The organism is Histidinibacterium lentulum, assembly GCF_003789055.1.
Lineage (GTDB): Bacteria > Pseudomonadota > Alphaproteobacteria > Rhodobacterales > Rhodobacteraceae > Oceanicola > Oceanicola lentulus.
The window spans coordinates 310275-329232 of record NZ_ML119085.1 but is presented as its reverse complement, the minus strand read 5'-3'; the positions used below and the strand labels follow the sequence as shown (position 1 = coordinate 329232).

7 protein-coding genes and 1 riboswitch (1 of these 8 running past the window's edge) are annotated in these 18958 nt (G+C 72.6%); of the genes, 3 read left to right on the top strand and 4 right to left on the bottom strand.

Annotated elements, in window-relative coordinates:
• Complete coding sequence (thiB, locus tag EAT49_RS12165) at positions 1–978, bottom strand: thiamine ABC transporter substrate binding subunit (protein ID WP_123642596.1); 978 nt, start codon at positions 976–978, stop codon at positions 1–3.
• Positions 979–1014: 36 nt separating this feature from the next.
• Positions 1015–1119, bottom strand: a riboswitch (TPP riboswitch).
• Between the two features lie 125 nt (positions 1120–1244).
• On the opposite strand from thiB, the gene aroC reads away from it, so the two are divergent.
• On the top strand, positions 1245–2354 hold the full coding sequence (gene aroC / locus EAT49_RS12160) for a chorismate synthase (protein ID WP_123642595.1): 1110 nt from the start codon (positions 1245–1247) through the stop codon (positions 2352–2354).
• Between the two features lie 7 nt (positions 2355–2361).
• Here aroC and EAT49_RS12155 read toward each other — a convergent pair whose 3' ends face one another.
• A complete protein-coding gene (locus EAT49_RS12155; RefSeq protein ID WP_123642594.1) occupies positions 2362–3060 on the bottom strand; it encodes a helix-turn-helix transcriptional regulator in 699 nt (232 codons plus the stop codon).
• Positions 3061–3126: 66 nt separating this feature from the next.
• On the opposite strand from EAT49_RS12155, the gene EAT49_RS12150 reads away from it, so the two are divergent.
• Entirely contained in the window at positions 3127–3738 is a 612-nt protein-coding gene (locus EAT49_RS12150; protein WP_123642637.1) for a glutathione S-transferase family protein, read from the top strand.
• Positions 3739–3768: 30 nt separating this feature from the next.
• Here EAT49_RS12150 and EAT49_RS12145 read toward each other — a convergent pair whose 3' ends face one another.
• The gene (locus EAT49_RS12145) at positions 3769–5217 is read right to left on the bottom strand and encodes an ATP-grasp domain-containing protein (RefSeq protein ID WP_123642593.1); all 1449 of its coding nucleotides are present in this window, start codon (positions 5215–5217) and stop codon (positions 3769–3771) included.
• Entirely contained in the window at positions 5210–6022 is an 813-nt protein-coding gene (locus tag EAT49_RS12140; protein WP_123642592.1) for a TauD/TfdA family dioxygenase, read from the bottom strand. The genes EAT49_RS12145 and EAT49_RS12140 overlap by 8 nt, the downstream gene beginning before the upstream one ends.
• A gap of 349 nt (positions 6023–6371) precedes the next feature.
• Here EAT49_RS12140 and EAT49_RS12135 point away from each other — a divergent pair, with 349 nt between their 5' ends.
• Positions 6372–18958 carry the start of an LEPR-XLL domain-containing protein gene (locus EAT49_RS12135; protein ID WP_185020737.1) on the top strand. Its footprint extends 24316 nt past the window's final position, so the window shows 12587 of its 36903 coding nt (coding positions 1–12587); it begins with the start codon at positions 6372–6374; its stop codon lies beyond the right edge, outside the window.

Below are 18958 nucleotides of genomic sequence, written 5' to 3'. Positions count from 1 at the left end.
TCACTGCGCCAGCGCGTCGCGCCAGGTGGCGATGGCCCCCTCGCGCCGGTCGGCCGCCTCTTCGGGCGGGAAGAGCAGGCTGACGTCGGGCTGCACCAGCGTGTCGAACCCCTCGGGCAGGCCGCCTTCGGGGACGACGGCGGGATACATCCAGTTGGTCGTCGGGATCACCGACTGGAAGGCATCGGTGGCGATGAAGGCCATGAAGTCGCGCGCGAGGTCGGGCTGATCCGTGCCCGCGACGATCGCGGCCACCTCGATCTGCATGTAATGGCCCTCGTCGAAGGCCCAGGCGACCTTGCTGTCATCCTCTTCCGCGATCAGGTGATAGGCGGGCGAGGTGGTGTAGGACAGCACCGCGTCGGCCTCTCCCGAGAGGAACAGGTCATAGGCCTCTGACCAGCCGGGGGTAACCGTCAGAACGTTGTCCGCGAGCCCCTCCCAGATCGCGGCGGCGTCGTCGCCATGGGCCGCCTCGACCCAGAGCACCAGCCCGAGACCGGGGGTGGAGGAGCGCGGGTCCTGGATCGCGAGGCGCAGGTCGCTCTCGGCCAGATCCCGGAAGCTCGAGGGAGCGGGTGTGTCGGCGTCGGCGACAAAGGCGAAATGGCCCCAGTCATAGGGCAGGAAGGTGTCGTCCTCCCACGAGATGGGCAGGTCGAACTGGGCCTCGACGCCGTGGGGTGCGAGCAGCCCGGTGTCGCGGGCGGCGGCCATCAGGTTGGTGTCGAGGCCAAGGATGATATCGGCTTCGGTGCGCTCCCCCTCGAGCCGCAGGCGCGACAGCAGCGCCGCGCCGTCGCCCGCGGCGACGAACTCGAGGTCGCAGCCGCCGCATTGTGCCTCGAAGGCCTCCTCGATGGCCGGCCCCGGGCCCCAGTCGGGCACGAAGCTGTCGTAGGTGTAGACGGTCAGGGTCTGTGCCCCCGCGACGGCGGGAAGCATCAGGAGTCCTGCGATGGTGGCTGTGGTCTTCATGTCATCCTCCATGCGCCGGACGGAAAAAAGGCGCGGGGGATGCCGCTTCACCTTCCCTCCGCCGGTACGAGCCGGGTCAGGTTCAACGGGTTCGCGATGTCGCATCTCAGCCCGGTCGACCGGGCACCCCGAGGTGAGGCGCAAGCTATGCCGCCCCGGCGGTGGCTTCAAGCCCCGCTCGCCGCGCCCTTGCGAGCGCGTCTCGCCACCTTGAGCCGGGGGGACGCCGCCGCTAGGAGAGGGGGCGCATCGCCGGAGCCCGCCCCATGAGCCTCAACACCTATGGCCACGTCTTCCGCGTCACCACCTGGGGCGAGAGCCACGGGCCGGCGCTGGGCTGCACCGTGGACGGCTGCCCGCCGAATGTGCCGCTGACCGCCGAGGCGATCCAGGTCTGGCTCGACAGGCGCAGGCCCGGCCAGTCGAAGATGACCACCCAGCGCAACGAGCCCGACGCGGTCAGGATCCTGTCGGGCGTGTTCGAGGACCGCACCACGGGCACGCCGATCCAGCTGATGATCGAGAACCAGGACCAGCGGTCGAAGGATTACGGCGAGATCGCCGAGACCTTCCGCCCCGGCCACGCGGATATCACCTACTGGCAGAAATACGGCATCCGGGACTTCCGCGGCGGCGGCCGGTCCTCGGCGCGCGAGACAGCGGCCCGGGTCGCGGCGGGGGGCGTCGCACGGGCGGCGCTGGGCGAGCTGGTGCCGGGGCTGAGCGTCACGGGCTACATGGTGCAGATGGGCGAGAAGCGCATCGACCGTAAGCGGATGGACATTGCCGAGATCGACCGCAACCCGTTCTGGTGCCCCGACGCCGAGGCGGCGGAGGAGTGGGCGGCGTATCTCGACTGGCTCCGCAAGGACGACCACAACTCCGTCGGCGCGGTCATCGAGGTGGTGGCGACAGGCGTGCCCCCCGGCCTCGGCGCGCCGGTCTACGGCAAGCTCGACACCGATCTGGCGGCGGCCTGCATGTCGATCAACGCCGTCAAGGGCGTGGAGATCGGCGAGGGCATGGCGGCGGCCGCGCTGACGGGGCGCGACAACGCGGACGAGATCGTCATGGGGCCGGACGGGCCGGAATACACCTCCAATCACGCGGGCGGCATCCTTGGCGGCATCTCCACCGGGCAGGACATCGTGCTGCGCTTCGCGGTGAAGCCGACGTCGTCGATCCTGTCGCCGCGGCGGTCGATCCGCAAGGACGGCACGGCGACCGAGGTCGTGACGAAGGGCCGGCACGACCCCTGCGTGGGTATCCGCGCGGTGCCGGTGGGGGAGGCGATGGTCGCGGCGGTGATCCTCGATCACCTGCTGCTCGACCGGGCGCAGACGGGCGGACTGCGCGGCGCGATCGGCCCCGGCTGAGGGACGCTCACCTCTCCGGGCCGGCCCGTTCCTCCATGCCCGCGATATAGGCCCTGAGGAGGGGCACGCGGCGGGGGCGGAAGCTCTCGGCGGCGGGGGTCGCACCCGCGATGCGATCGAGGCGGAACTGTCGGTAATCCTCGCGCAGCCCGCACCAGGCCAGAAGGATCAGCACCCGGTCGAGATAGACGAGGCAGAGCGGCAGCACCCGCCGACGGGTCTCCTCGCCGTCGGCGTCGCGATAGACGAGATCCACGGCAATCTCGTCCCAGCACGCCTCGCGCAGCATGTCGATGGTCGCCTGCGGCGCCTCGCGGGCGGCGGCGCGGTGGAGATGGACCGCCGCGTGCAGCGCCTCGCGCTGGCGGCGCTCCGGAAGGGCCGCCGTGATCCGGGCCATCGCGGTCTCCGCGGCCGCGGCCAGCGTCGCGTCGCCGGACTGGCGTACTTCCATGAGACCCATCGCGACCGCCTCGACCTCGAGGCGGGTGAACTGCTGCGGCGGGAGGGCCGGGTCCTCTGTCAGGCCGTACCCCCAGCCCGCCGCGCCCTCGATCCGGGCGCCGGCCGCGCGGAGCGTCTCGATATCGCGGTAGATCGTCCGCACCGACACCTCCGCCTCTGTCGCCAGCCGCTCGGCCGTCACCGGCGGAGGCAGCCGGCGCAGCGCGTCGAGAAGTCGGAAGAGGCGGTCGCTGCGGGCCATGGCATCCTGCCGGTTTCTGTCAGGAGCATGGGACTAGAACCGGCCCATCGCAACATGGAGGTTCCGATGCTCACGCTCTACCATTCGCCTCACTCCCGCTCGACCACGATCACCGCCGCGCTTTGTGCGATGGGCGTCGCCGACCGCGTCGAGACCCGGCTGGTCACGATCCCCCGCGTCGATGGCAGCGGGGGGCGCGATCCGGCCAATCCGCATCCCGAGGGCAAGGTGCCGCTGCTCGTCCATGACAGTGTGGAGATCTGGGAGCGCGGCGCGATCCTCGCCTATCTCTCGGAACTGTTTCCCGACGCCGAGGCGATCTGCCCGCCGGGCCATCCCGAGCGCGGCACGTTCCTGTCGCTTCTTGCGTGGTACGGCGCCGTGATGGAGCCGGTCCTGATCTGCGAGGCCGCGGGGGTCCGGCACGAGTGGATCACCGCGGCGATCCGGGGGCCCGGCGAGGTCGCGGCCCGGCTGTCGCGGCAGTTGCGGGGACGGGACTGGTTGCTGGACTGCGGCTACACGGTTGCCGACACGCTGCTGCACGGACCCTTTGCCTACTTCCCCGAGGCTGTGCCGGACGATCCGGCGATCCGCGCCTGGGTCGCGCGGTGCGCCGGTCATCCGGCGTCCGTCGCCGCCCTCGAGCAGGATTCGCGCGCCCTGGCCTCTGCCTGACCGCGGGGCGCGGGGCCATCGGGCCGGGTCTCAGACGGCCGAGCGGCGGCGGACCATGGCGACGAAGGCGTCGCTGATCCTCTCGAGATACGGGCGGGTGTAGGGGAAGGCCCGCGCGTGGTCGAAATTGTGGCGCATGGCGGCATTGGCCTCGAAGACCACGACCCGGCCGTCCGGATCGAGGCAGAAGTCGATCCCGAAGAAATCGAGACCGATCTGGTCCGCCACCTCCTGCAGGGCCGCGACGGGGCGGGCGCCGAGATGGCCCTCCGGGTCCTCGAGCCAGGCCCTCTCGCGGGCCTGCGCTGCGGCGTGGCGGTCCATCACGCGGTAGCGGTCGCCGGAATGGATCTGCCATGTGTCGCTGACGAGGCTCGCCACCGGGTATAGCTGCCCGTCGATGAAGAAGCAGCGCATCTTGCGGTAGTGCCCCTCGGCATCGGGCAGATCGAGGTATTCGATGGCCAGCAGCGCCTGCCGTGGCGTGCGTGCGCGAAGCCAGGCCAGCGCGGCCTCGGGCGTGTCGGCCTTTTCCATCGTCAGGCCGGTCTGGGTCCCCGCCACGCGCAGGATCAGCGGATAGCCGAGGCCCTTGGCCTCGATCCGGCGCAGCGTGTCGGCGGGCTCCTCCATCTGCACCGCCTCGGTGCGGGGAAAGCGGATGCCGTCGATCAGCGGCAGGCGCAGGGCGTTGGTACGGCGGGCAGTGCCGAGGACAAGCTCCGGATGGTTGATGACGGGCAGGTACGGGAACCTGGCGAGGAACGACTCGGCATTGCGCAGCTGCGGCCCGTTGAGATCGGCGCAGGCGATGGTGTTGATCAGCACGCCGACGGCGGGCAGCTCCTCCACCAGCGCGAGGCTGTCGCCCCAGGCGCTGAGGACATGCAGGTCGGCAGTTCCGGGCGGCAGCAGGTCGGCGAGGGAGAAATGCCCGCTCTTGAGCGAGCGGGTCCAGAGACCGGAGCGGCGGCCGCGCTCGGTCTGGTAGCGGCTGTTGTCGAAGCACCGGAGTCGCAGCACCTGGAGGCGCCCGGCGTGATGCACGGGCGGCCGTCGCAGGGGCTCCATCAGGGCCGAGAGGGCGAGCATCCGGCGGGCGTCCCGGACCTTGCCCTCCTTGTGCAGGAGCGCGGCATAGGTGCGGTGCGCGCGCGGCGCCAGCACGCCGAGGCCCTGGGCGCGGGCGAAGACCTGGCCTGCGGCGACATGCTCGCCGATGCGGAAGAAGGCCTCTCCGACGCGCGACAGCCCGCCCCAGTCCGGCGGGGCGAGGGCCATGGCCCAGCGCAGGTGACGGTAGACGCGGCGCGGGTGACCCGCCTCGATCAGCGCCTCGGCCAGCGCCAGCCTGCGGTGCGGATCGCGGCGGCGCGCGCGCACCGCGGCATAGGCCGAGGCCAGCGCCGCGCGGCGGGCGGGATCGCGGACCGCCTCGGGCGCGCGGCGGCGCAGGGGGGTGAGGCGGACTTCAGCCAAGGCAGCCGGTGTGCATTCGGATGCGGTACATCAGCCGCGGGCTCGTCTCTGCGAAGCCGCGGCGCCCGTGCAGGACGCGGGTGTTGTGCATGAAGACGATCTCGCCCGAGGCCGCGTGGAACTCGTGGGTGCGCACCTGGCCGGCCAGCAGCGCGTCGAGCCGGTCGAGGGCCTCCCGCGCCGGATCGGAGAGCGCCGCGCCCTCGGCCACGGCGGTGTCGATCTGGCTGCGGTAGTAGCGGATGTGCGGATCGTCGGGCCGGCCGAAGAGGATCGGCATGTCGCCCTTGCCGAAGGGGAACTGCGGCTTGATCAGCTCCGCGATCAGCTCGGGGCCTGCGGACTGCATCACGTCATGGACCGAGGCCATCACCGAGGCCCCGCCTGCCTCGTCGGCGCGGACGAACTGGAACAGCACGAGGGGATGCGGCCGCGCGAGGTAGGAGCTGTCGGTGTGCAGCGCGAGGGGTTGCGCAGTGCGGCTGTAGGCGGTGACAGCACCCGAACCCGAGGCCTTCTCGGGGTCCACGCGCACCTGGGTGAAGGAGAGCTTCAGCAGGCGCTCGGGGTCCATGCCGGGGGGATGCGGCGGGGTGACCGCGATGAGCCGGGCGAGCGTCGCGGCGAGATCGCTGCGTTCGGTCGGCGCGAGGCCGGTCAGGCGCACGAAATGGGGCGGCTTGCGCAGCGCGGCGACGAGGGACGCCGCGAGGTTTCGCAGAGCGGCGCGGTGGTCGGGGGCGGCGCGCAGCCGGGCTTCGTCGATCCGCAGTTCGGGCCCGGACCGCTGATCGGCCGGGATCATGGGCAATCCCGGAAAAGGGGGCGCACCGTTTCCGAAAGCATTACCAGCACCTCCTTCACGGTAGTTATATTTCGTTTGCGCACATTGATCTTGCCTGAATCATTCAAACTTGCCTAACGTTCATTTGTACACGACCGGAGAGTCGCCCGGCACATTTCGTCGGGATCGAAGCGGCACGCGTGTCTGTGCCGCGCCGGACTTGGAGTTTCGACATCGGAATCGGCTTGACGGGGGAGGCCTCCCCCCGGGCTGACTGCGTTCGGCTGGAAGGTGGCACATCATGGCGGTTCCCTGCGATTTCGAAAGCGAAGATGCTGCACCCGGTCGCCGTCGGCGCAGACGTCGGGGCGTGAGCCCGGGCTTCGAGCCGGGCCTCTTCACCCGGCTGTGGCGCCGCAGGACCGATGCGGCAGGCGGAGCGGCGGGCACGGGCTTTCGGATGGAGGCGCTGGAACAGCGCTACCTGCTCTCCGCCGATCCCGCGCCATTCCTCGTCGACATGGCCGAGCACGGCAACAACCTGTCGCTGCGCTACGATCAGCTGACCCGCTCCCTCGACGTCTACGACCGCGCCTCGGGGGCCAGGCTGACATCGAAGCTGGTACAGGAGATCACCCTCGTCAGGGTCAGGGGCACCTCCGCCGACGATGTGCTGGAGCTGAATTTCGACGCGGGCACGGTTTTCCCGGTCCGCGTGGACATGGACGGGCGGGGCGGCGAGGACCTCGTGGAGATCAGCGGCGAGGCCGCGCGCGTCGAGGTCACCGCGACGGGGGCGGACCGGGCCACGATCCGCACCACCGGGGACGACGGCCTTCGGGGCGTCGTCATCCTGCGCGGCGTGGAGGAGGTCAGCGACCGGAGCGACGCCGACACCAGGGTCTTCCGGGACGGCACGAAGTTCGGCAACCGCCTGATCCTGTCGGACGCCGGTCCCGACGAGGACGGCGCCGGACGGATCACCTCGGCGGGCGCGCTGATCGACTACAGCTTCGACGCGCCCAATGTCCGGCTGCTGGTCGATGCCGGACGCGGCGACGACACGATCGAGATGACCGGGGTGGACCAGGTCCTGTCCTCGCGCGTCGTACTGCAGGGCGGCGGCGGCAGCGATACCCTGACCGGCCCGCCCACCGATGCGGTCTGGACGATCACGGGCAAGGACAGAGGCAACGTCGACGGCGTTGCCTTTGTGAGTTTCGAGACCCTTCAGGGCGCGGACGACAACGAGGACCTCTTCGTCATCGGCGCGAAGGGATCGCTGACCGGCGGGGTCGACGGCGGCGCGGGCGGGTTCGATTCGATGGAGTTCCGGGGCGGCCGGTTCGGCACGGTCGAATATGTCGCCACCGGGCCCCATTCCGGAACGGTCACCCGGGACGGCGTGACGCTGGCCTATGACGGGCTCGAGCCGATCGACGACCTGATGGTCGTGGATCACCGGATCATCACCCTGACGGGCGGGTCGGACGATGCCGTCCTGACGCAGAATTCCGATGGCCTGATGACCATTGCCCCGCAGGGCACCAGCACCTTCGAGGAGGTCAGATTCCTGCGCGGGACGCTGAGCACCACGATCGACCTCGGCGGCGACGACGGCACGCTGCTGACGGACGGCGACCGGCTGGTGATCCGGGGCACCGTCGATCTGGGCGGGAACGACCTGACCATCCTCGGCGGCGACGGGCTCGATTCGGTGGAGGTCGAGGCCGGCGCGGCGCTGCTGACCACCGGCAACGTGACGATCAACGCCGAGCGGATCGCGGTCGCGGGCAGCATCGGCAGCGACACCGCCGCCCCCGCCTCGATCACCCTCACGGCGGAAGCGACGGACGACGGCGACATCCTCGCCGATACGCCCCTGGGCGGCGTTCTGGACGAGGAACTGCGCGGGCTCTTCGTGGCCGTGCCGCGGGTCTCGGTGGACCTCACGGGCGGCTCCCTGCGCGCGGCGGGCGACATCACCGTCTCGGCGGTGGCAGGCATCTCGATTCCGGCCGCCACGCCGTCAAGCCTTGGCGGGGTGCTGGATGCGACCCTTCTGACGCTGCTGCCCGAGGCGACCGTGACGATCGACGGCGCGACGGTACGCACGGCGGGCGGGTTCTCGGCGCGGTCCGAGGTCACGGTGGACGCGGCTTTCGAGGACGAGGCCGACGCCAGCGACACCGACGCCGCGGCGGATGCGGCGGTGACGGTGGTCGTGGTGGTGGGCGAGTCCAGTGTCACGACCGCGGGCGCCACGGTGATCGAGGCGGGCGGCGCGGTGTCGCTGACGGCGGCGAGCGACATCGACATCACCTCCACCGCGGACGGCGGCAGCGACGCGTCGAGCGTGGGCGCGACTCTGGCGGTGACCACGGTGCAGATGGACACCCGCGTCGACGTGGGCGGCAGCACCTCCATCGGCGGATTCGGCGCGGACGGGGCGGATGCGATCACGCTGGGGGCGAGCCTGACCGGCTCCGTCGCCACCTCCGCCACGTCGACGGCGGGCGGCGCGCAGGACGGCAGCGGCAGCGGCAGCCAGTCCACCCAGCGGCTCGAAGACCCGAACCAGGACGGCGCGACCGGCGACCAGGCCGCCACCTCCGAGGGCGGCGTGGCCTTCGCGGGCGCGGTGGTCGTGTCGGATTACCGCCCGGAAACCGTGGCGCGGATCAGCTCCTCGGGCATGCTGACGACGGATGGCACGGTCTCGGTCAGCGCCGGATCGACCGACAGCGTGACCGCTCTCGCCGACGGATCGAACACCGGCGCGGGCGCCACGGGCGTGGGCGTCGCGGTGACGGTGGGGATCGTGGACACGGTCGTCGCGGCGGAGATCGGCGGCGGGGTCACGATCAATGCGGGCGGCGGTGTCTCCGTCGCCTCGGCCATGGCGGCGGGCGAGACCTTCGTCGTCGGCGCGGTCTCGGGCTCGGGCGACGCGTCGCAGACCGGCGTGGCGGGATCGCTGGCAATTCACACGGTGCTGACCGACGTGACCGCGACGGTAGGCGCGGCGGACCTGTCGGGCAGTGACCTTTCGGTCAGCGCGACCTCGACCAGCGTTGCCACGACCAGCGCCACCCCGGGTGAGGGGACGGGCGCTCAAGGCGGTACGCTGGGGATCGGTGCCTCCGTCGCGCTGGCGATCCTCGACCAGGACACCTTCGCGAGCTTCGCGGACGGCGCGCCGGTGACGAACGCGGGCGCGGTCACGCTGACCGCCGCGTCCGACCACCGAGCGACGACCACCGCCACGGGCGCCTCGGCCAGCGGCGGGACGGCGGTGACGCCGGTGGTGGCCATCTCCATCAACACCGGAGAGACCGGGACGAGCACCGGGACCGGCGCGGGGGTGACGCTGGGCAGCCTTGCCGGGACGGCGACGCACGGCGGCAGCACGGTGAGCGAGGCGTCGGGCTCCGCCGAGGGCGGCAGCACGGTGGTGGGCGCGGCGCTGGCGCTGACGATCTCCGACGAGACGGTGACGGCGAGCTTTGCGCGCGACATGACCGCGACGGGCGACCTGTCGATGAGCGCCTCCGGCGCCATGCTGACCCGGGCGGGAGCACAGGCGGGCGCCGCCGGCGCGGCCCAGGGCTCTGGCAGCGGCGGCGGTGTCGACGGGCAGACGGCGCAGCAGCAGGGATTCGCCAACGACCAGGCGGCGGCGCGGGGCGGGGAGCAGAGCACCCAGACGGACACGCCCTCCTCGGCGACGGGCGAGGGCGGCGGCGGCGGGCTGTCGGCGGCGGCGGCCATCGCGGTGAACCTGCAGGACAACGCGGTCTCGGCCGAGGCTCTGGGCGGCGTGACGCTGGTCGCGGGCGGGGCGGTCGCGCTGACGGCGCGGTCCAACGCGGACGGCTGGGCCGACGCGGACGGCAGCGCGACGGCGGGCGCGGGCACCACCATCGGCGCGGCGGTGGCGCTGAACGTCTCCAAGGTGGACGTCACGGCCGAGGTGGAGGGCACGGCGACGGTCACGGCGGCGAGCCTGACGCTCGAGACCGGGTCGCAGACGGTGACGAGAGCGCTCGAGGTCACGGCGAGCAAAGTTGTCGACGTGGACGGTGACAGCATCTTCCTCGGCAAGGACCACGGCCTCGCGGACGGCACGGTGGTCACCTACGCGGCGGGCAGCGGCAACGATCCGGTCGGCGGGCTGACGGACGGCGCCACTTACGTCGTGATCGAGCTGGGCGAGGGGCGCATCCAGCTTGCCGAAGAGGGCGGCGACGGGTCGGCCATAGACCTGACCGGCCCCGGCACGGGCACGGGGCACAGCCTGACATCGACCGAGCCGGACAGCGCGCCGGTCAGCTTCGATCCGGGGCGGGACCTCTTCGCCTTCTCCTCGGACAGGCCCCTGCGCACCGGGGACGAGGTGGTGCTGACCACGGATGACGGGCTCGCCTTCGGCGCGTTCGACAGCGGGACCACCTATTTCGTCGTCGAGGACGGGACTGGCTATCAGCTGGCGGAAAGCCGGGCCGCCGCCTTCGCGGGCGAGACCATCGCCATCGAGGCGACGACGACGCAGGTCCTGACGCTGTCCGAGACGGTGAACCGCACGGCGACCGACGCGGTGTCGGGCGCGTCGGGGGGCGATACCGGGATCGCGGGCGCCGTCTCCATCGACGTGGCCGAGGTGCGGGCGGTGGCGCTGCTGGCGGGGGATGCGACGCTGTCGGGCGGGGACCTGTCGGTCACCGCGGCGGCCAGCAATGCCTCGGACGCGCGGGCGACCGCGGCGCAGACGGACGGGCTTCCGGGATCGACCGGCGTGGGCGCGTCCTTCGCCCTGATCGTCACCGATCACCTGACGTGGGCGGCGGTGGCGGATGGCGCGGGCATCGCGGGCACGGCGGGGGCGGTCACGGTCTCGGCCACCGGGCGGTACGACAGCCGGGCCGAGGCGAAGGGCGGATCGGCGGGCGGCACGGCGGTCACGCCGGTCGCGGCCATCGTCGTGGCGGCCAACACCACGGAGGCCAGTCTCCGGACGGGCGATCTCCTGACGCTGACCAGCGATCTCGGCATTTCCGCCACCCATGACGCGGTGTCGGTGGCCATCGGCACCGGCGATGCGGAAGGCACCGATGCGGCCATCGGCCTGTCGCTCGCGCTGATGCTGGCGGACGACGCGGTGAGCGCCTCCCTGGCCCGGGACGTGGACGCGGGCGGCGCCGTCACGGTGCGCGCCGATGGCGCGGCCTCGACCGAGACCCTGGCTGCGGCCTCGTCCTCCGGACAGGCGCCGGCGCAGGAGGGCGGGCAGGACGTCAACCAGCAGAATCAGGCCCAGGTCACCAACGCCAACAGCCAGTCAGCGAGCCGGCGCACGGACGGCACCGGCGCGAACCAGACCACGACGCCCAGCGCGCAGACGGCGGACGGCGCGCTGACGGTGGCGGCGGCGGTGGCGCTCGACATCTCCACCTTCGCGGCGGTGGCGGAGACGCGGGGCGCGCTGGACATCGACGCAGGCGGCGCCCTGAGCGTCGAGGCCTACGGCAACATGGACGGCCGCGCGACCGCGACCGGCGAGGCGGTGGACGCGAGCGGCGCGCAGCAGGGCGGCGGCGCCGTGGGCGTGGGCGTCGCGGTGCTGGCCAGCACCGGCACGATCCGGGCGTCGGTCACGGACGCCTCGGTGATGGCGGCGGGCCTCGCGGTGAAGGCGGGCATCGCCACCCGGGGCGAGGACGACCGCCATGTCTTCTCCGCCGGGGCCACGTCGGGCGCCTCGAGCGCCCAGACCGGTGTCGCGGGCGCCTTCGCGCTGAACCTCTCGGGCGTGACGGTGGACGCGCTCCTCGGCGGCGGCTCGGATGTCACGATCCTCGGCGGTGCGGGGGTGGATATCCTCGCGGACGGCGCGATGGAGAGCGACGCGATCACCGCCTCGGCGCAGGAGCGGACGGCGGTCACGCAGCAGAGCGGGCAGCAGGGCCAAGGGCAGCCGCAGGGCGCGGGCAACAGCCGGACAAACACGAGCCAGTCGGGCACGACGCTGGGCATCGGCGCCTCGGTCTCGATCCTCGCCACCGATCTCGACGTGACGGCCTCCGTCGCGGGCACCGCCACGATCACGGAGGCGGGCGACGTGACGGTGGCCGCCGAGGCCAGCCATGCGGGCCTGTCGAAGGCCGTGGGCGGCGCCTCCGGCGGCGAACAGCCGAACAGCGGGACCTCTGGGCCGCAGAACGCCCGGTCCACCTCGATCACGCCGGTCGTTGCCATTTCGGCGGTGCAGAACAGCGCCACCGCGCTGATCGGGCCCGGGGCGGCGCTCCTCGACGGGACCGGCGACGTGCGCGTGTCGGCGACGCTAGAGACCGAGACGACCGCCGACGCCGAAGGCAGCGTCGACGGAACGAATGCCGCCGTCGGCGCCTCGCTGGGCCTCGCCATCGCCGAGGATGTCGCGCTCGCCAGCGTTGCGGGCACCATCGTGACCACCGGCGCCGTCGCGGTTCTGAGCCAGGCCCTCACCGCCGCGCGGGGCGTCGCCGAGGCGGCGGCGAAGGGCAACAAGCAGCAGACGGGCAGCACCCGCAACCAGACCCAGACCCAGACCGCGAACAACGTGGGCGTCGCGAACAGCACCGGCGGCACGAACGGGTCGGCCACGCGCAACGGGCAGGGCGTCACCCAGACCTCGCAGGACGCGCCCACCGTGGCGGCGGCCATCGGGATCAACATCTCCACCTCCTCCTCCATCGCCCGGATCGCGGGCGAGGGGGACGCGGCGGTGATCGAGGCGGGCGGGCCGGTCACGGTGGGCAGTCTCTCGAATGCCGACGGCTCTGCCGATGCGAGCGGCGTCGCCGTCAACGCCACGACGGGCGTCACCGTGGGCGCGGGCGTCGCGGTCAACGTGACGGACACCGGGAACATCGGCCTCATAGAGAACGCCAGCGTCACCGGGAACGGCGTGAGCGCCACCGCGCTGATGGCCGAGCGGACGCTGGACGTCGAGGCGGCGGACACCTCCGCCGTGGACGTGGATACGGACACCATCACCATCGAGGGGGCGACGTTCACCGCCGGCGAGGAGGTCGTCTATCGCGCGGGCGACGGCGGCACCGCCATCGGCGGGCTGATGGACGGCGCCACCTACGTGGTGATCCTGGGCGAGAACGGCGCGATCCAGCTCGCCGAGCAGGGCACGCCCGAGACCGCCATCGACCTGACGGACCGGGGCGCGGGCGACGCGCATGTGCTCGAGCGCGGCGTCGTGGACAGCGACAGCAACCGCCCGGCCGACGATCCGGCCGATGCGACCTTCGATCCCGAGAGCTTTGCCCTGACGCTGAACAGCCGGCAGGGCCTCGTGACCGGCGACGCTGTGGTCTACACCGCCACGGGTCCGGCGATCGAGGGGCTGACGAGCGGGACGACCTACTACGCCAATGTGGGTACGGGCGGGGAGCTGAAGCTGGCGGCGAGCTTCGAGCAGGCTCTGGCGGGCGAGACCATCGCCCTCGGCGGGGAGGGCGCCGGCGGGACCCATGTGTTCACGCAAGCGACCCACAGCCAGGCCGCGCAGGCGATTTCCGGCGCGTCGGGCGGCGATACGGCGGTGTCGGGCTCCATCGCCATCTCCATCACCGGCGGCACGACGCGCGGCGCCTTCGGGCCGGGCGCGGCCATCAGCGTGACGGGCACGGGCGCAAGCGAGGTCCGCGCCGAGGCCGACACCTATCACCTGACAACCGCCATCCCGCAAAGGGCGGCCTCGGGCGCCTCCACCGGGATCGGGCTGTCCTTTGCCCTGACCGTAGCGGGGCACGATGCCACGGCGGAGATCGCGGGCGACGCGAGCGTCACGGGCGCCGCCGACCTGTCCGTCGCGGCGCGCGGCGGGCATACCGTCATCACGCTGGCGCAGGCGGGCGCGGTGGGCAATGCGAGCGCGACCAACGTGGGCGGCGCCGTCGCCCTCGCCGTGTCGGAAAACACGGTGACCGCGCAGGTCGCGGGCGGCGACGTGGCGCTCGACGTGGCGGGGGATCTCGCGGTGACCGCGGACACCGCGCTGCGGATGCAGACCGAGGCGGATGCCGACACCAAGGGCGGCCGGGCCGGCGTCGGCGCGGCGGTGGCCCTCGGCTGGGCCGAGGACGATGCGCTGGCGCTTCTCGACCGGGACGTGTCCACCGGCGCCGTCATGGCGGGCGACGTGACGGTCCGGGCCACGGGCGCGACGCAGGCGGTGACGCTGGTGTCCGGCAGCGCCGAGGGCGAGAAGTCCCGCTCGAACGGCGGGCGCAGCGCGGACCAGCGCTCGCAGCAGGAAAAGGAGTTCGTCAACGACCGCTCGGACTCGAGCCTGCTGACGCCCAACCCGGGCGGCACGGCCACGCGGGCGAACACTCAATCCTCGAACCAGACCGGCAATCCCGGCGGGGCGGGCGGCTCTGCCGGCACCGCGACCAGCCAGCAGCAGGGCGCGCAGATCCAGGTGGCGGCGGCCCTCGGCGCGGTGGTGATCAACACCGCCGCGACGGCGACCATCGCGTCCGGCCGGACGATCCGCGCAGACGGCGCGATCTCGGTCGTGGCGCTGAACGATGCGGACGGCCGGACCGAGGCCTCGGGCCTCGCGCTGGTCCGTCCGGGCAGCAACACTGGCTCGAACGGCGGCAGCGGCGGATCGAACAGCACCGCGGCGGTGGGCGCGGCGGTGTCGGTGGTCGTGGGCCTCACGCGGGCCGAGGCGACGCTGGGCGGCGACGTCACCGGCGGATCGGTGCGGGTGGAGGCCGGCACCACCGAAGGCGAGACGAACGAGTTCCGCGCCCTCGCCCTGGCGGGCAGCGGGGCGAAGCAGTCGGGCTCCGGATCGCAGGGATCGACCACGGCGGTGGCCGGGGCGGCGGGCGTCATCGTCGGCCAGAGCGTGGTGGCGGCGCGGATCACCGATGGCGCCACGGTCGAGGCGACGACGGGCGGCGTGGAGGTTCTGGGCCGGTCGGACGTCGGCATCTCCAACGTCGCCGCGGGCGGCGCGGCGGTCCAGGCCTCGGGCGGTGGCAGCGGCGGGTCCTTGGCCACCTCGGTGGGGGCGGCGCTGACGGTGACCGTGCTCGACGCGGGCGCGGCCGAGGTGGAGGAGGCCGATCCGGCCGATCCGACCGGCATCGACAACAGCGGGCTCTACCTCGTGCAGCCCGGCGTGCTGGCCAGCATCGGCGCGGGCGCCAGCGTGACGGCGGCAGGCGACGTGACGGTGGATGCCGCCTACGGCATCTCGGCGCTGCATCTCGACGTGCCGCTTCTGGGCAATATCGACTACGTGGGCGACGTGCTGCGCGACGCGGCGAGCCGGATTTCCCTGACGGCCCTCGCGCTCGGCGCGTCGGTCGCCTCGGGCGGCGATACGGGCGCGGGGTCGGGCATCATCACCGTGATCCTGCCCGAGGTGCGCGCGGTCATCGGCGGCGGCTCTGTCGTGAATGCGGGCGGGGATGTCTCCGTCACCGCGCGGGACGAGATCGGGATCGTGAATTTCGCGGGCAGCGTCGCGGGGACGGCTGGATCGCAGGGCAAGGGCATCGGCGTCGGGCTCGACGTGCTGGTGATCGAGAAGACGACCGAGGCGCTGATCGGCGGGTCGGGCGACGCGGCGGTCCCGACCGAGGTCATGGCGGGCGGCGACATCACCGTCGATGCGGCCTCGCTCGAGGACATCTTCCAGTTCTCGGCCAATATCGGCGTGGGGTCGAGCACCTCCGGCGCGGGCTCCCTCGTGGTCACGGTGCTGCTGACCGATACCCGCGCCATCGCGGGATCGGACGAGGACGCGCCCACGGCGGGCGGTGCGAGCCTGACCGCCGGCGGAAGCGTGGCGGTGGCCGCGGACAGCGTGACCCGGTCGAGCATGGGCGCGGGATCGCTGGGCGTGTCCTTCGATGCGGGGACCTTCGGCGCCTCGGTCGTGGTGCTGGTGGATCTCGACCGGACCAACGCCCAGATCGGCGCGGGGTCGGCGATCCTCGCCCGAGGGCAGGGCGCGGGCCTTGCCGTGCGCGACGGGATGCACGGCGCGGACGGAACGCAGGGGACCGAGACCGTCACCGGCTTTGCCCTGACCGCGACCAGCTTCGAGGACCACGACATCCTCGCCATCGGGGCGAGCGGGTCCTTCGCCGACAGCGCGGTGGGCCTGTCGGTCGGCGTGGCGGTGGTGCAGGGACAGACCCTCGCCACCGTGGCGCAGGGCGTCGATATCGACACCATCGGCGACGCGGCGCAGGGCGTGCTCCTGCGGTCGGTGGACCGGACGAATGTGGATGCCGAGACCGGCGGCGGGTCCTTCACCATCGGCGGCGATACCGCCGTGGGCGGCGCGGTGGCGGTGGCCATCGTCTCGAACCAGGTCCATGCGGAGCTTCTGGGCGACAACGGGGTGACCGCGGGCACCGGGGGCGTGCGGCTCGACGCCGATTCCGCCTCTGCCGTGCGCGGGCTGGCCATCGGGGTGGCGGGCACGCTCTCCACCCAGTCGGGGGCGAGCGGCAACTCCACGGGCGCGGGCGGCTCCGGCGCGGGGACGGGCGGTTCGGGCCCCGGAGGCCTTGGCGGGCAGTCGAACCAGAACAGCCTGTCCTTCGCCGGGGCGGGATCGGGCACCGGCAACACCATCGACAACTCGGTGCGCGCCACCATCGGCGCGGGCGCGGAGGTGAGCACCTCCGGCGCGGTGACGCTGGACGCCTCGGACGCCAGCACGATCACCGCCGACGCAGGCGGGCTGGCGCTCGCCATCAACACCTCCGGAAACCGGACGGGCGCCATCGGCGCGGCCGTCGCCATCAACTTCGTCACGCTCGACATCGTGGCCGAGGCGGGCGGCGGCAGCATCGCGGCGGGCGGTGACGTCTCGGCGACGGCGACGAACGCGGCGGTCATCGACGCGCTTTCGGTCGCGGGGACGGCGGGCATCACGACCGGCGGCGGCTCGGGCGGCGGCGGCGGGGGCAGCAGCGGCGGGCCGGTCGCCTTCGGCGGCGCGGGCTCCGGATCGGGCAACAAGATCACCCATGGCGTGACCGCCCGCTTCGCCGAGACGGCCATCACCTCCGGCGGCAGCGTCGCGGCGCGGGCCACCGACAGCTCCGACATCACCTCCGACGCGGGCAGTGGCAACCTCGCGTTCACCTCGGGCTCCGGCAACGGGACCTCCGCGGACGTGACCGCCGGTGCGGCGGCGGCGACGAACGACGTTCTGGGGACCATCACCGCCGAGATCGCCGGCGGATCGGTGGACGCCACGGGCGCCATCGACATCGCCGCAAGCTCCACGGCCACCATCGACACCTTCGCGCTGTCGGTGGCGGGCTCGCTCGACACGGGGTCGAACCAGGGCACATCGGTCGACATCTCCCTGGCCGGGGCGGGCAACGGCAACCTCGTCGAGAACGCGATCCTCGCGCGCGGCCTCGATACGGACCTCGCGGCGGGCGGCGACATCACCGTGACGGCGACGGATGCGGCGGTCATCACCGCGCTCGCCGGGGAGGCCGGGCTCCAGATCTCCACCGGGTCGAGCAGCGGTACCGGCGTGGGCGTCGATCTGGGCGCGGCGGTCTCGGTCAACGAGATCGCCAATTCCGCCGAGGCGCTGCTGATCGACAGCGTGGTGGACAGCGGCGGCGCGCTGGCGCTGCGCGCGTCGGCCGACGCGGCGATCTCCGCCACGGCCTTTGCGGTCGATCTGACCGTGGAGACCGGCTCCGACACCGGCACGAACATCAACCTCAACGGCGTGGTCGCGGTCGCGGTGAACGAGATCGGCAACAGCGCCATCGCGGAAATCCGCGACACCGGCGGGCCGGCGGAGACGACCGTCGCGGCGGACGGCGTGACCCTGACCGCCCGGGAGACTGGCAGCATCCGCGCCAACGCGGTCTCCGCGGCGGCGACGGTCGACGTGGGCTCGGGCAGCGGCACCAGCATCGACGCCAATGTGCAGGCCTCGGTGGCCCAGAATACCATCCGCAACACAACCTCCGCCGCCATCCTCGGCGCGGATGTGTCCACGGGCGGCGCCGTCGCGCTGACCGCCAGTTCCTCCAAGAGCATCGACGCCAACGTGGTCGCGGCGGGCGTGGGCGTCTCCGGCGGGTCGGGCGGGGGGACCTCGGTCGGGGTCAACATCGCGGCGTCGGTGGGCCTGAACGAGATCGGGAACACCACGTCCGCGCGTCTCTCGGGCGCCAAGGTCGCGGCAAACGGCGGCGCCGTGTCTCTCGACGCGCGGGAGACGGGCGCGATCACCACCACGCTCGTGGCGGCGAAGGTCGGCATCGACGCGACCTCCGGCGGCACCAAGGCGAATTTCGACCTGACCGCGGCGGTGGCCGAGAACAGGATCACCAACAGGACCGAGGCGGTCGTGGAGAGCGGCTCGACCGTGACCGCGGCGGGCGATTTCCGCGCCATCGCGCAGGCGACGGGGGGCATCTCGGTCAATGCCATCGCGGCCTCGGTGTCGGTCGGCGTGGGCTCGGGAGAGATTTCCGTCGGCGGCGCGGGCGCGGGCGCGGTTGCGCTGAACACCGTGTCCCGGGATGTGCGCAGCGGGATCTACGGCGCCTCCTCGGTGACCGGCGGGGGTGCGGGCGAGATCCGCGCCACGGACAGCGGCTCCATCACCGCCAATGTCGTGGCGGCGGCCGTCTCGGTGACGGCGGGCTCGTCGCAGGTGGCGGTCTCCGTCGCGCTGGCGGTGTCCTTTGCCGAGAACATGGTCACCAGCAGCGCGCAGGCCCTGATCGACGGGGCCAGCAGCGGGATATTCACCGGCGGCGGTCTGACCATGACCGCGGGGGCGACGGGCGATATCGCGGTCGTGTCGGTCGCGGCCTCCGTCTCCGTCACCGCGGGCAGCGGCAACGTGGGCTTCACCGGCGCGGGCGCGGGGGCGGATGCGTCGAA

Coding starts and splice junctions, on each gene's coding strand:
- thiB (WP_123642596.1), bottom strand. CDS start 978: ATGAAGACCACAGCCACCATCGCAGGACTCCTGATGCTTCCCGCCGTC.
- EAT49_RS12140 (WP_123642592.1), bottom strand. CDS start 6,022: ATGATCCCGGCCGATCAGCGGTCCGGGCCCGAACTGCGGATCGACGAA.
- EAT49_RS12155 (WP_123642594.1), bottom strand. CDS start 3,060: ATGGCCCGCAGCGACCGCCTCTTCCGACTTCTCGACGCGCTGCGCCGG.
- EAT49_RS12150 (WP_123642637.1), top strand. CDS start 3,127: ATGCTCACGCTCTACCATTCGCCTCACTCCCGCTCGACCACGATCACC.
- aroC (WP_123642595.1), top strand. CDS start 1,245: ATGAGCCTCAACACCTATGGCCACGTCTTCCGCGTCACCACCTGGGGC.